General features: G+C 60.4%; 15 protein-coding genes. 11 read left to right on the plus strand and 4 right to left on the minus strand.

Translation table 11 applies throughout. The annotated features are described in order from the left end of the window. Positions 1-44: 44 nt before the first annotated feature. Positions 45-920 carry a 4-hydroxy-tetrahydrodipicolinate synthase gene (dapA, locus tag ASD95_RS07415; RefSeq protein WP_056723524.1) on the minus strand — a complete coding sequence of 292 codons (876 nt, stop codon included), beginning with the start codon at positions 918-920 and terminating at the stop codon, positions 45-47. Positions 921-1,205: 285 nt separating this feature from the next. Next, positions 1,206-2,141 carry a sensor domain-containing diguanylate cyclase gene (locus tag ASD95_RS07420; protein WP_056723526.1) on the minus strand — a complete coding sequence of 312 codons (936 nt, stop codon included), beginning with the start codon at positions 2,139-2,141 and terminating at the stop codon, positions 1,206-1,208. 167 nt (positions 2,142-2,308) lie between these two features. On the opposite strand from ASD95_RS07420, the gene ASD95_RS07425 reads away from it, so the two are divergent. From ASD95_RS07425 to ASD95_RS29415, 3 genes are all read left to right on the plus strand, one after another. Further along, a complete protein-coding gene (locus ASD95_RS07425) occupies positions 2,309-3,007 on the plus strand; it encodes an AzlC family ABC transporter permease (RefSeq protein ID WP_056723529.1) in 699 nt (232 codons plus the stop codon). Beyond that, positions 3,007-3,318, plus strand: coding sequence for an AzlD domain-containing protein (locus tag ASD95_RS07430; RefSeq protein ID WP_162252411.1), 312 nt, complete (start codon positions 3,007-3,009; stop codon positions 3,316-3,318). Before ASD95_RS07425 ends, ASD95_RS07430 begins: the two co-directional genes overlap by 1 nt. 64 nt (positions 3,319-3,382) lie before the next feature. Further along, entirely contained in the window at positions 3,383-3,529 is a 147-nt protein-coding gene (locus tag ASD95_RS29415) for a hypothetical protein (protein ID WP_177336464.1), read from the plus strand. A gap of 60 nt (positions 3,530-3,589) precedes the next feature. Here the strand turns inward: ASD95_RS29415 and ASD95_RS07435 are convergent, their stop codons facing one another. Next, positions 3,590-4,270: an SOS response-associated peptidase family protein gene (locus ASD95_RS07435; RefSeq protein WP_056723533.1), complete on the minus strand. Its 681-nt coding sequence runs from the start codon at positions 4,268-4,270 to the stop codon at positions 3,590-3,592. 207 nt (positions 4,271-4,477) lie between these two features. Here ASD95_RS07435 and ASD95_RS07440 point away from each other — a divergent pair, with 207 nt between their 5' ends. Both ASD95_RS07440 and ASD95_RS07445 read left to right on the plus strand, forming a co-directional pair. Beyond that, positions 4,478-5,377 carry a polysaccharide deacetylase family protein gene (locus ASD95_RS07440; protein WP_056723535.1) on the plus strand — a complete coding sequence of 300 codons (900 nt, stop codon included), beginning with the start codon at positions 4,478-4,480 and terminating at the stop codon, positions 5,375-5,377. A gap of 119 nt (positions 5,378-5,496) precedes the next feature. Next, a complete protein-coding gene (locus ASD95_RS07445) occupies positions 5,497-5,736 on the plus strand; it encodes a DUF1652 domain-containing protein (protein ID WP_056723537.1) in 240 nt (79 codons plus the stop codon). A 6-nt stretch (positions 5,737-5,742) separates the two neighbouring features. On the opposite strand, the gene ASD95_RS07450 is transcribed toward ASD95_RS07445, so the two are convergent. Next, entirely contained in the window at positions 5,743-6,627 is an 885-nt protein-coding gene (locus tag ASD95_RS07450; RefSeq protein ID WP_056723539.1) for a LysR family transcriptional regulator, read from the minus strand. 124 nt (positions 6,628-6,751) lie between these two features. Between ASD95_RS07450 and ASD95_RS07455 the strand changes: the two genes are divergently transcribed. From ASD95_RS07455 to benB, 6 genes are all read left to right on the plus strand, one after another. Beyond that, complete coding sequence (locus ASD95_RS07455) at positions 6,752-7,891, plus strand: muconate cycloisomerase family protein (RefSeq protein WP_056723540.1); 1,140 nt, start codon at positions 6,752-6,754, stop codon at positions 7,889-7,891. Between the two features lie 10 nt (positions 7,892-7,901). Next, positions 7,902-8,192: a muconolactone Delta-isomerase gene (catC, locus tag ASD95_RS07460; RefSeq protein ID WP_056723542.1), complete on the plus strand. Its 291-nt coding sequence runs from the start codon at positions 7,902-7,904 to the stop codon at positions 8,190-8,192. A gap of 52 nt (positions 8,193-8,244) precedes the next feature. After that, the gene (gene catA / locus ASD95_RS07465; protein ID WP_056723545.1) at positions 8,245-9,174 is read left to right on the plus strand and encodes a catechol 1,2-dioxygenase; all 930 of its coding nucleotides are present in this window, start codon (positions 8,245-8,247) and stop codon (positions 9,172-9,174) included. A gap of 197 nt (positions 9,175-9,371) precedes the next feature. After that, a complete protein-coding gene (locus tag ASD95_RS07470) occupies positions 9,372-10,331 on the plus strand; it encodes an AraC family transcriptional regulator (protein WP_056723547.1) in 960 nt (319 codons plus the stop codon). 204 nt (positions 10,332-10,535) lie between these two features. Further along, positions 10,536-11,900 (plus strand): benzoate 1,2-dioxygenase large subunit, encoded by a 1,365-nt coding sequence (gene benA / locus ASD95_RS07475; RefSeq protein WP_056723549.1) that lies wholly within the window; start codon positions 10,536-10,538, stop codon positions 11,898-11,900. Next, positions 11,897-12,385: a benzoate 1,2-dioxygenase small subunit gene (benB, locus tag ASD95_RS07480; protein ID WP_056723550.1), complete on the plus strand. Its 489-nt coding sequence runs from the start codon at positions 11,897-11,899 to the stop codon at positions 12,383-12,385. Before benA ends, benB begins: the two co-directional genes overlap by 4 nt. The last annotated feature ends 8 nt before the right edge of the window (positions 12,386-12,393 follow it).

A 12,393-nucleotide genomic window follows, 5' to 3' on the forward strand; every position in this document is an offset into this window, starting at 1 on the left:
GCTGAACGAATCGCTCCATGGTACTCGGGCCGCAGGCCGGCGCTCTATCGATGGTCGCGATCCAATGCCCTGAGCACGTCCTTCAAATGCTCGGTCATCGATTCACTGCTGCGTTGCATGGGCGCGCGCAGTTCGTCTCCGATCAAGCCTTGCAGGGCCAGGGCGGTTTTCACCGGGGCGGGGTTGGGCTCCAGGAACAGGCTATTGATCAGCGCCAGCAAACGGAAAAACGTGGCGCGGCCCTCAGCCAATTGGTTGTCGCGGATCTGCCGGTACAACTGCACGAACAGTTCCGGATGGACATGCGCCGACGCGGCAATCGCGCCTTTGGCGCCCAGGCACAGGGCGTTGAAGATCTGGTTGTCTTCGCCGCACAGCACGTCGACAAGGCCGCTATTGAGCAGGGCGAGGGTGTTCGAAAAATTGCCGCCGCAATCCTTGATGGCGACGATCCGTTCGTGGGCGACGATGTTGAGCAGGGTCGCCTGTTCGAAGGCCACGCCGGTACGGTAAGGGATGTCGTAAAGGATCAGCGCAACGCTGGAGGCATCGGCGACCGTGCGGAAAAACGCCTCGAGGCCGGCCTGGGAGGGGCGGATGTAATACGGCGCCGGCACCAGCAGGCCAGCCACCGGGCGCTTGAGGATCTCGCTCTGGAACTGCAACATCTCGGTCAGGTTGTTACCGGCCAGGCCCATGACCACCCGTTGCGCCGGCACCAGCTCCAGCACCGCATCGAGCACCGCCAGTTGCTCATGCTTGCCCATCGCCGCCGGTTCGCCGGTGGTGCCGCAAACGATGAGGCCGTCGACGCCTTTTTCCAGCAGATGGCTGACCAGCCGGCGCAAGCCGACGAAATCGATGGCGCCGTTGTGGAAGGGTGTGACCAGTGGAACCCAGATACCTTGAAACGCTGACATGCACTTTCTCCTGATGGTTGACCGATTTCGTCACCGTCAGGGGCATGGAAGGAGAGTAAGCAAGGGGAGGGTGGTCCGTCGCGCTCAATGTCCTGTCAGCTCATCTGACGGGACAGCGCGCCCCGGTCACATGAGCGACTGTTTCTTCGATTTGAGGGCGTGCGCAACGCAACCTTGCGCCTTGGCAATCAAGCCAATGACGGAAGAGTCGAGATTGAAGGTTGCGGACATACTTGCTTACATCCTGAGTGAGGCGCCCAGTTTTAAAAGCCGGAGCGCCATTTGTCAATCACGAAAATCAGCGTACTCGGCGCGCATCCGGCCATTGTGCTTGGCCTTGTAGAGCAGATGATCGACCTGTTCGACGAATTCCAGGGCCGTCGCATGCATCGACGCCAGGGTGGTGCCGACGCCGAGGCTGATACTCAGCAGCTTCGACACGTTCGAGAATTCATGGGGGATCTGTTGCTGGCGAATCAGGTGCAGGCATTTGTGCGCCACCAGCCGCGCAGACTCGGCATCGGTTTCCGGCAGCAGCCAGACAAATTCTTCACCGCCGATCCGCGCGATGAAGTCCCGTGGCCGGTTGGCCGCCAGGGACAAGGTTTGCGCGACGCGGCGCAGGCATTCGTCGCCCTTGATGTGGCCGTAATGGTCGTTGTACTGCTTGAAGTAGTCGATATCCAGCACGATCACCGACAACGGCAAGCCGGTGCGCTGGGCCGTGTTCCACTCGCGCTCGAGCACTGTGTCGAACATGCGCCGGTTGGCGATGCCGGTCAGGCCGTCCTGGAAGGAGTACTCCTCAAGCTGCTTTTGCAGGCGGATCAGGTGCTCTTCGGTTTTCTTGCGCTCGCTGATATCGAACATGAAACCCACCAGCGCCTCGACTTCGCCGTCCTTGCGCACCACATGCACCACATCGCGGATCCAGACGTACTCGCCGCTTTCGGTGAGTGCGCGATAGTCGGCCTCGTGATCGATACCGGCGCGCGACTGCGAGACACAGAAGTCCATCACGTAGTCGCGGTCATCCGGGTGCATGCGCTCGACCCAGTCATTGACCGAGGCCCAGCTGTGCTGCTTCCAGCCCAGCAGCTCTTCGATCTGTGGCCCGATGTAGCTGAACGTCATGGTTTTCCAGTCGATGCGCCAGGGAATCGCCCGGGTTGACTCCAGCAGGGTTTTATAAACGTCGCTGTCGGTTTCCACTGAACTCATGAAGGGCCTGCCTCGAGGAAAATGCAGGGCCATCATGTTGCTAGCACTTTGGCGAATCAAGCGGGCAGCCGATGAATGGCACGCCGCGTATCAGTGAGCAAGATTGTTCAAGCCTTCGGCAGCGACTGCTGGCACAGTCCGGGGTCTTTCCCTGTCTGTAGAATGTTATGTCCAACTCAATCATGCCGCGCAGTGCCTTTTTGCGTGGCGCAGCGGCGATCATGCCGTTGTCCCTGGCCACCGCGCCCTGGGGTTTGCTGGCCGGTTCCATGGCCATCGAAGCCAATCTCACGCCCCTGCAAGGCCAGGGCCTGTCGAGCATTGTGTTTGCCGGTGCGGCGCAACTGGTGGCCATCGGCATGCTCAAGGGCGGGGCCGGGATCTTTTCGATCCTGCTGACCACGTTGCTGCTGACTTCGCAGCATTTGCTCTACGGAATGAGCATGCGCTCGGTCATTTCGCCCTTGCCGGGGCGCTGGCGCGCGGGCCTGGGGTTCTTGCTCACCGATGAGTTGTTCGCCCTGACCAGCCAGCACGACAAACAGCAGTTCAACCGCTGGTACGCCCTGGGTGTGGGCCTGACGTTCTACATCGCCTGGAACCTGTTCACCCTGGCGGGCATTGTGCTTGGCAGCAGTATTCCCGGCCTTGAACACCTGGGCCTGGACTTCTCCATCGCGGCGACCTTCATCGCCCTGATCACCCCGGTGGTGCGCAATGTGCCGACCGTGGTGTGTGTGGCGGTGTCGCTGTTCTGTTCGGTACTGTTCAGCTACTGGCAATGGGGCTCGGCGCTGGTGCTGTCGGGACTGGCGGGCATGACCGCCGGGTTTGTCTGCAATAAATTCTACGGTGGCCGCATATGATGGTCTGGGCAGTGATTATCGGAATGGGCGTGTTGGTGTTCCTCAACCGCTATGTTTTTCTGGAACCGCGACTGCCGCTACGCTTGAGTAGCAATGCCCGGCAGTTCCTGGGGTTTGCCGTACCGGGCATGTTGACCGCCATCTGCGGGCCGATTGTGTTCATGCCGGAAAAACAGCTGAATCTGCACTGGGACAATCCCTATCTGATCAGTTCGCTGGTGGCTGTCGTCCTGGTGCTCTACACCCGTAATACGTTGCTCAGCATGCTGTTGAGCATGGGCTTCTTCTTTTTGCTGCGCTGGTGGCTTTGAGCGGGGCAGGGGAACTGATCTAAGCTTAAGTTGATGACCGATCCCTTCAGGAAGAGAGGTGAACATGGCCAATGAACCCAAGCAACCGGACCTGGAAGAAGACGAGGACGAACCCACGGAAGAAGAGATTGAGCAACAGAAGCGTTCGATACCGGACTGGAAGCATCCTGACGACGGTAAGGAACTGTCAGAGCCTGATCGCAAGTTCTGACCGGCACGGGAATACAACGAAGCCCCGCCTTTGAGCGGGGCTTTGTCGTTATTGACAGGTTCATGGAACTTCCTTGATCAGCGCGGCGCCCTGGTTCCTGACATTGCCAACGGCCCTGTCAACCTTGTACCACTCGAACACATCACTGACCTCGCCCTGGGATAACGCCATTTCCTCGGCTCGTTCCTTGGGCGTGGCAGGGTCCAGCCATTCCCGCGCCAGCTCGGGCGAGAACACCACCGGTCGGCGGTCATGCACGTCAAGCAGGCCGCCTGCGCTGTCGGCCGTCAGGATGACGAAACCGTCGTGCTCCCTGTGAGGCGCTCCGCCGATGGGGTACTGGCCGATGGCCGCGCAGAAAGCCGGGGCGCGATTGCGTCGTCGAATCAACCACGGTTGTTTGTTGCCGTCGCCGGCGTCGACCCATTCGAACCAGTTATCAATCGGGCAGATCGCGCGATGGGGCCAGATCGCCCGGAAGTACGGGCCGTGGGCGACTTTCTCGACCCGGGCATTGACCGGCTCCGTGCGATCCGTTGCCCAGTGCGGTCGCCAACCCCAACGCACGGCGTCAGCGTGCAGCCGCTCGTTCTCCATGTGCAGCAGGGCGAGTTGCGTGGTGGGGGCGGCGTTATAGTGCCCCAAGGGTTCGTTGCCGACGTGATTGATCAGCGCGTCGGGGATGCTCAGCACCGCTACGAAGTCGTGGATTCCACGGTATTGCGACAGTCGTCCGCACATGGCCTGACACTCCGGTTAAGACGCTCCGACCGAAGCTTTGAGTTTAGTAGCTCGTGACGAAACGGGCCTGGCAAGCACCGGAACCAAACCCTGTGTACCCTATCCAACCTCGACCCGTCGTCTCGATGCGGGCCGACGACGGATGAGCGATCGACGGATCCTTGCCCTTTGAAGTATCGACCGTGATGGTCTGGCCCAAGGCAAAAGATGAAACCATTGTTCAAGTGTTTAACGGTGTGTGCCCTGGCAGTGGGTCTGCTGGGCTGTATCGCCGCACCGATCGAAATGACTCCCCGGACCGAACAGCGTTTGCAGGCGCAACCCCCCATCCGGTTTCTGCTGACCTTCGATGACGGTCCCAGTGCATCGAGCTGGTGGAACCCGACCGTCACGGTATTGGAGAGCCTGGCGCGAAATCCGCTGCAGCCGGACATCAAGGCCGTGTTCTTCGTGCAAACCCGCGCTCCGCGAGCCGGTGGCAGCGAATTGGGCCGGGACATCATGCGTCGTGAACATGCCGAAGGTCATATCCTGGGCTTTCACACGGCGACACCCTGGCACACCAATCATCGCTCCCTTGACCCGCCAGCGTTGGAGCAGGCCCTCACCGATGGCAGCGCCGACATCGCCGCGATTACCGGCGCCCGGCCAACCCTGCTGCGCCCGCCATTCTGGAACTACGACAAGCGTACCTTCGCCGCTTATCAGCAGCATGGCCTGCATGTACTGCTGACAGATTTGAGCGCCAATGACGGCAAGATCTGGGGCTTCAATGCCAGCCCCCGGCGCCGGTCGCACATGCTGCGTTCGATGTCCGAAGTTCGCGAACGCATTGCCCTCGGTGAATTGCCGGTGGTCGATGGCGTGATTCCGGTGGTGGTGACCTTCCACGACCTCAACCGCTATACCGCCCGGCATACCCGTGAGTACCTGCAGATTCTGCTCGACAGCGCCCGGGAGACCGGGGTGAAAACCGCCGACAAGCCGTTTTACGACGATCAGGCCGCGCTACAGCGGGCGGCCATGGCACGAACCGTGCGCGACGGTTCGCAGCCGGTCGAATTGCCGGGGTTCTGGAACTGGATCTGGGGGGGTAATTCCCACTGAAAGGCCGGAAATGCGAGGGGTATAACAAAATTGACGGCAATTTACTGGCGCAAAATCGGCAAAGTGTAACTATGCTGAAACGGCTCCAATCGAATTGACTGTCGCCCGAGGGACCGGCCATGCTTCCGATTTCAGTGCTTTGCAACATCGTAGAGTCCGGTTTTGAGCCGCTGTCGTGCGAGTGCACGGAGAATCTCGGACTGCTGCGCATCGAAGTCTGCGACCCCGTCACCAAGCGAGTGGAGCTGTTGATCAGCGGCGTGTCGACGGCGGAGCTGACCAGCGTGCGCGCCATTTCTGACTTTGTCGGCGAATTGCGTACCGAGATGAAGGCGGGGCGCCGGGCGTTTGCCGGCTGATTGTTGTCAGCCTCGCGGCAACAGCTCATCAATCATCCGCAAACAATGGTTCAACCCCGGCGAGACATCGCCCACCCGTCGGCTGAGAATGATCGGCGAAGTGGCGTTGTCCTCCAGCAGCGGGGTGAAGCCGATGTCGTCGCGGTGCAGCAACTGCACCGAGGCCGGTACCAGCGTGACCCCGATTCCTGCCCCCACCAGCCCGATCGCCGTTTGCAGTTCGTTGGTCCATTGCGCGACGTGGATGCTCACGCCGTAGGATTCGAACAGGGCAATCACATGGTCGGCGTAACTCGGCCGTGGATTGCCGGGGTACAGCACAAAGGGTTCCCTGGCCAGATCCCGCAGGCTGATGGGCCCTGCAAGTAATGGATGACCGGCGGGCAGGGCGGCGACCAGGCGGTCCTCGGTGAGCACGGTCTGGATGATGGCCGGGTCGTCGATACGGATCCGGCCGAAACCGATGTCGATGCGCCCGGCCTTCAACGCCTGCACCTGTTGCAGGGTGGTCATTTCCGAAAGCCCCAGCTCCAGTTCCAGCGGTTCTCCACTGCGTAACCGCCGGATCAGTTCCGGCAGCACGCCGTACAGTGTCGACGGCGCAAAACCGATACCCAGCCAGGTTTTCTCACCCAGCCCGATGCGGCGTGTGTTGTCGCAGACCTTGTTCAGTTGTTCGAGCAGGGCGGTGGAGTGTTCATGGAAAAACCGCCCGGCGTCGGTCAGCTTCAGCGGCCGGCCGCGCTCGAGCAGCATCACCCCCAATTCGTCCTCCAGCTGCTGGATCTGCCGGCTCAAGGGCGGCTGGGCGATGTGCAGCAACTCGGCCGCGCGGGTGAAGTTGAGGGTTTGAGCCAATACCTGGAAGTAACGCAGGTGCCGCAGTTCCATGGAGCCTCCAGTCAATCAGTTGCATACCTTTAAGGTATCAAGTCAGACCAATTCTATATTGGCTTCAGGAAAAAAGCCGTACGAGAATCGATTCCAGAACTTCAAGAACCTGACGGGTATCGAAATGCTTGCAACAGCCATTGAGTCGATCGAGACGATCATCGTCGATCTGCCGACCATCCGCCCGCACAAGCTGGCGATGCACACCATGCAGAACCAGACCCTGGTGATCATCCGCGTGCGTTGCGCCGACGGCATCGAAGGCATCGGCGAATCCACCACCATCGGTGGCCTGGCCTACGGCAATGAAAGCCCGGACAGCATCAAGACCAACATCGACACGCATTTCGCACCGCTGTTGATCGGCCAGGACAGCAACAACGTCAACGCGGCCATGTTGCGCCTGGAGCGCAGCATTCGCGGCAACACCTTCGCCAAATCCGGTATCGAAACCGCACTGCTCGATGCCTTGGGCAAACGCCTCGGTCTGCCGGTCAGCGAATTGCTCGGCGGCCGTGTTCGCGATGCACTGCCGGTGGCCTGGACCCTGGCCAGCGGCGACACCGAAAAAGACATCGCCGAAGCGGAAAAAATGCTCGACCTGCGTCGCCACCGCATCTTCAAACTGAAGATCGGTGCCGGTGAGGTCAACCGCGACCTGGCCCACGTCATCGCCATCAAGAAAGCCTTGGGTGACCGCGCCAGTGTGCGGGTTGACGTCAATCAGGCCTGGGACGAAGCGGTCGCGCTGCGGGCCTGCCGGATTCTCGGCACCAACGGCATCGACCTGATCGAACAACCGATCTCGCGCAACAACCGCGCCGGCATGGCTCGCCTCAACGCCATGAGCCCGGCGCCGATCATGGCCGACGAATCCATCGAATGCGTGGAAGATGCGTTCAATCTGGCCCGCGAAGGCGCGGCTTCGGTGTTCGCCCTAAAGATCGCCAAGAATGGTGGCCCCCGTGCCGTATTGCGCACCGCCTCGATCGCCGAAGCGGCCGGCATCGCCCTGTACGGCGGCACCATGCTTGAAGGCGGCCTGGGCACCATGGCCTCGGCCCATGCCTTCGTCACCCTGAACAAACTGGCGTGGGACACCGAACTGTTCGGCCCGCTGTTGCTGACCGAAGACATTCTCAGCGAACCGCTGGTGTATCGCGATTTTGAACTGCACGTGCCGAACACCCCGGGTCTGGGCCTGAGCCTGGATGAAGAGCGCCTGGCGTTCTTCCGCCGCGACAAGACCATTCATCAAGCCTGAGGAGAGCATTATGCTGTTCCACGTAAAAATGACCGTGAACCTGCCGGTCGACATGAATCCCGAAGCGGCAACCAAACTCAAGGCTGACGAAAAAGCCCTGGCCCAGCGTCTGCAAGAGCAGGGCAAGTGGCGCCACCTGTGGCGCATCGCGGGGCACTACGCCAACTACAGCGTGTTCGATGTCGACAGCGTTCAGGAACTGCATGACCTGCTGATGCAATTGCCACTGTTTCCGTACATGGCCATCGAGATCGATGCGATGTGCCGGCATCCTTCTTCCATCCGTGACGATGACCGCTGAGCCCAGCCTGTTCAGCGCGCTACGCTAATAATTACAAGATGAGGAACCCAGAATGAACGTCAAGATTTCCCACACTGCCGAAGTCCAGAAATTTCTCGAAGAGGCCAGCGGCCTGCTCAACGACGCCGGCGACCCACGGACCAAGGCACTGGTCTACCGCATCCTGCGTGATTCGGTGAACATCATCGAAGACCTGGCGGTGACCCCGGAAGAGTTCTGGAAAGCCGTCAACTACCTCAACGTGCTGGGCGCGCGCCAGGAAGCCGGGCTGGTGGTGGCCGGTCTCGGTCTGGAGCACTACCTCGACCTGCTGATGGACGCCGAAGACGAGCAGGCCGGCAAGTCCGGCGGCACGCCGCGTACCATCGAAGGTCCACTGTACGTGGCGGGCGCGCCGCTGTCGGAAGGCGAAGCACGTCTGGATGACGGCGTCGATCCGGGTGTGACCCTGTTCATGCAAGGCCGCGTATTCAACACCGCTGGCGAACCTTTGGCCGGCGCCGTGGTAGACGTCTGGCACGCAAACACAGGCGGTACCTACTCATACTTCGATACCACGCAGTCGGAATTCAACCTGCGTCGCCGCATCGTTACCGACGCCGAAGGCCGCTATCGTTTTCGCAGCATCGTGCCGTCGGGCTACGGCTGCCCACCGGACGGTCCGACCCAGCAACTGCTCGATCAACTGGGCCGTCATGGCCAGCGCCCGGCGCACGTACACTTCTTCATTTCCGCGCCGGATCATCGCCACCTGACCACCCAGATCAACCTGGATGGCGAGAAGTACCTGCATGACGATTTCGCCTACGCCACCCGTGATGAGCTGATCGCCAAGATCACCTTCAGCGATGATCAGCAGCGTGCGGCGGCCCACGGTGTGAGCGGACGCTTTGCCGAAATCGAATTCGATTTCACCCTGCAGTCCTCGGCCCAGCCTGAAGAACAGCAGCGCCACGAGCGAGTTCGCGCACTGGAAGACTGATCGCACGACCCTGTGGGATCACCACACTGTGGGAGCGAGCTTGCTCGCGATAGCGGTTTAACATTCAACATCCATGTTGACTGGCACTCCGTCATCGCGAGCAAGCTCGCTCCCACAAGGTCTTGCGATAACACATCGATGCGAGCACTGTTCTGGAATGATCCGACGCAACCTATAACAACAACGAGAGTGACCTGATGATGCAAGCGCAACTGTTGAGTCAGCGTAGCCGGGTGTTCGACCATGCCGACCCGTACGCGGTGTCGGGCTACGTCAATCAGCATGTCGGTAACCACTGCATTCTCATGCCCCGCGCCGGCAGCCCGCTGGCCAGTCTCGATCATCGCAAGTTCGCCAGCCTCGACCTGTGCCGCATCAGCTACGGCGCCAGTGTGCGCGTGACGTCCGGTGCGCTGGACAGCATTTATCACCTGCAAGTGCTGCTGCGCGGCAATTGCCTGTGGCGCGGCCACGGCCAGGAGCATTACTTCGCCCCCGGCGAGTTGCTGCTGATCAATCCCGACGATCCGGTGGACCTGACGTACTCCGACGATTGCGAAAAATTCATCCTCAAGGTCCCGACCCGCTTGTTTGAATCGGTCTGCGATGAGCAGCGCTGGCGCTATCCGGGGCAGGGTGTGCGGTTTCTGGAAAACCGTTATCAGCTCAATGAACTGGAAGGTTTCGTCAACCTGTTGGGGATGATTTGCCAAGAGGCCGAGTCCACCGAGCAGATCCCCAGGGTGCAGGAGCATTACACGCAGATCATCGTCAGCAAGATGCTCAGCCTGATGAAAACCAATGTCTGCCGCCTCGAACTGGGCTCGCAGACGGCCACGTTCGAAGCGATTGCCGATTACATCGCCAATAACCTCAAGCAGGACATCGACAGCGAAGAGCTGGCGCGCCAGGCGCACATGAGCCTGCGCTCACTGTATGGCCTGTTCGAGCGCAATGCCGGCCTTACGCCGAAAAACTACCTGCGCCAGAAACGCCTGGAACGCATCAACGCCTGCCTGAGCGACCCGACCTGCAACGTGCGCAACGTCACCGAAGTGGCGATGGACTACGGGTTCCTGCACCTGGGCCGGTTCTCCGACAGCTACCGCAGGCAGTTCGGCGAGTTGCCGTCCGATACCCTCAAGCGTCGTCACTGAATCAATATTCCCTGTAGGAGCTACCGAAGGCTGCGATCTTTTGATTTTGTTTTTTAAGACAAGATCAACGGATCGCAGCCTTGGGCAGCTCCTACGGGCTTATCTGCACAAAACGGATAAAGGTCTGCACCCCGCGGATATTCCAGCCTGCCTCCCCGTCCTAGCATGACCCCTGCCTGAACAATAACAATGGAGGCGGCGGCCATGACCCTGCGACCCGAATACGTGCATTCCCTGCTTGAAGACGATCCCGAGCAGGGCCTCTATCGCTGCAAACGCGAGATGTTCACCGATCCCCGGTTGTTCGATCTGGAGATGGAACACATCTTCGAGGGCAACTGGCTGTACCTGGCCCACGAAAGCCAGATCCCCAACATCAACGACTTCTACACCACCACCATGGGGCGCCAGTCGGTCTTCATCGCGCGCAACAAGGACGGTGTGCTCAACGCTTTCATCAACGCCTGCAGCCACCGTGGCGCGACCTTGTGCCGGCACAAGTCCGGTAACAAGAGCTCCTACACCTGCCCGTTCCACGGCTGGACCTTCAACAACTCCGGCAAGCTGCTCAAGGTCAAGGATCCGGCCAACGCCGGTTACCCGTCGAGCTTCAACTGCGAAGGCTCCCACGACCTGACCCGCGTCGCGCGTTTCGAGTCCTATCGCGGTTTCCTGTTTGGCAGTCTCAAGGCTGATGTTTTGCCGCTGGTCGAGCACCTGGGCGAATCGGCGAAGATCATCGACATGATCGTCGACCAGTCCGCCGATGGCCTGGAAGTGCTGCGCGGTTCCTCCAGCTACATCTACGAAGGCAACTGGAAGCTCACCGCCGAGAATGGCGCCGACGGCTACCACGTCAGCTCCGTGCACTGGAACTACGCGGCCACCCAGAACCAGCGCAAGCAGCGCGAGGCCGGCGACAGCAATCCGACCATGAGCGCCGGCAGCTGGGCCAAGCAGGGCGGTGGTTTCTATTCCTTCGACAAGGGCCACATGCTGCTCTGGACCCGTTGGGCCAACCCCGAAGACCGTCCGCTGTACGAGCGCCGCGATGAACTGGCGCAAGACTTCGGCAAGGCCCGCGCCGACTGGATGATCGAGAATTCGCGCAACCTGTGCCTGTACCCGAACGTATACCTGATGGACCAGTTCAGCTCGCAGATCCGCATCGCCCGGCCGATCTCGGTCAACCGCACGGAAATCACCATCTACTGCATCGCCCCCAAAGGCGAGAGCGACCACGCCCGTTCCAGCCGGATTCGCCAGTACGAAGATTTCTTCAACGTCAGCGGCATGGCCACGCCAGACGACCTGGAGGAATTCCGCTCCTGCCAGACCAGCTACCAGGGCAGCGTCACCACCTGGAATGACATGTCCCGGGGTGCCGAGCACTGGATCGAAGGCGCTGACGAGGCCGCGAAAGAGATTGACCTGCATCCGCTGCTCAGTGGCGTGCGCACCGAAGACGAGGGTCTGTTCGTGCTGCAACACAAATACTGGCAGCAGACCATGCTCAAGGCCCTGGCGGCCGAGCAGTCGAAGCTGATCACCGTGGAGGACGTGCAATGAGTATTTCCTATGAAGCGGTGCGCGATTTCCTCTATCGCGAAGCGCGCTACCTCGATGATCGTCAGTGGGACGAATGGCTGGAACTGTACGCCCCCGACGCGACGTACTGGATGCCGTCCTGGGACGACAACGATGAATTGACCGAAGATCCGCAGCGGGAAATCTCGCTGATCTGGTACGGCAACCGCACCGGCCTGGAAGACCGCATCTTCCGCATCAAGACCGAGCGCTCCAGCGCCAGCGTGCCGGACACCCGCACCTCCCACAACATCAGCAACATCGAGCTGCTCGAACAGGCCGACGGCGTGTGCAAGGTGCGCTTCAACTGGCACACCTTGAGTTTTCGCTACAAGACCGTCGACAGCTATTTCGGCAGCAGTTTCTACACCCTCGATGTGCGCGGTGAGAACCCGCGGATCTTGGCCAAGAAAGTGATCCTGAAGAACGACTACGTTCGCCAGGTCATCGATGTTTATCACTTGTGAGACTGCCG

It is taken from the genome of Pseudomonas sp. Root71 (genome assembly GCF_001429045.1).
GTDB classification, from domain to species: Bacteria; Pseudomonadota; Gammaproteobacteria; order Pseudomonadales; family Pseudomonadaceae; genus Aquipseudomonas; species Aquipseudomonas monachiensis.

Bases quoted from the DNA above. Each gene is read 5' to 3' on its own strand.
- ASD95_RS07470 (WP_056723547.1), top strand. From the start codon at position 9,372: ATGATGCAAGCGCAACTGTTGAGTCAGCGTAGCCGGGTGTTCGACCAT.
- dapA (WP_056723524.1), bottom strand. From the start codon at position 920: ATGTCAGCGTTTCAAGGTATCTGGGTTCCACTGGTCACACCCTTCCAC.
- benB (WP_056723550.1), top strand. From the start codon at position 11,897: ATGAGTATTTCCTATGAAGCGGTGCGCGATTTCCTCTATCGCGAAGCG.
- ASD95_RS07445 (WP_056723537.1), top strand. From the start codon at position 5,497: ATGCTTCCGATTTCAGTGCTTTGCAACATCGTAGAGTCCGGTTTTGAG.
- ASD95_RS07450 (WP_056723539.1), bottom strand. From the start codon at position 6,627: ATGGAACTGCGGCACCTGCGTTACTTCCAGGTATTGGCTCAAACCCTC.
- ASD95_RS07420 (WP_056723526.1), bottom strand. From the start codon at position 2,141: ATGAGTTCAGTGGAAACCGACAGCGACGTTTATAAAACCCTGCTGGAG.
- ASD95_RS07435 (WP_056723533.1), bottom strand. From the start codon at position 4,270: ATGTGCGGACGACTGTCGCAATACCGTGGAATCCACGACTTCGTAGCG.
- ASD95_RS07440 (WP_056723535.1), top strand. From the start codon at position 4,478: ATGAAACCATTGTTCAAGTGTTTAACGGTGTGTGCCCTGGCAGTGGGT.
- ASD95_RS07455 (WP_056723540.1), top strand. From the start codon at position 6,752: ATGCTTGCAACAGCCATTGAGTCGATCGAGACGATCATCGTCGATCTG.
- catA (WP_056723545.1), top strand. From the start codon at position 8,245: ATGAACGTCAAGATTTCCCACACTGCCGAAGTCCAGAAATTTCTCGAA.
- ASD95_RS07425 (WP_056723529.1), top strand. From the start codon at position 2,309: ATGTCCAACTCAATCATGCCGCGCAGTGCCTTTTTGCGTGGCGCAGCG.
- ASD95_RS29415 (WP_177336464.1), top strand. From the start codon at position 3,383: ATGGCCAATGAACCCAAGCAACCGGACCTGGAAGAAGACGAGGACGAA.
- ASD95_RS07430 (WP_162252411.1), top strand. From the start codon at position 3,007: ATGGTCTGGGCAGTGATTATCGGAATGGGCGTGTTGGTGTTCCTCAAC.
- catC (WP_056723542.1), top strand. From the start codon at position 7,902: ATGCTGTTCCACGTAAAAATGACCGTGAACCTGCCGGTCGACATGAAT.
- benA (WP_056723549.1), top strand. From the start codon at position 10,536: ATGACCCTGCGACCCGAATACGTGCATTCCCTGCTTGAAGACGATCCC.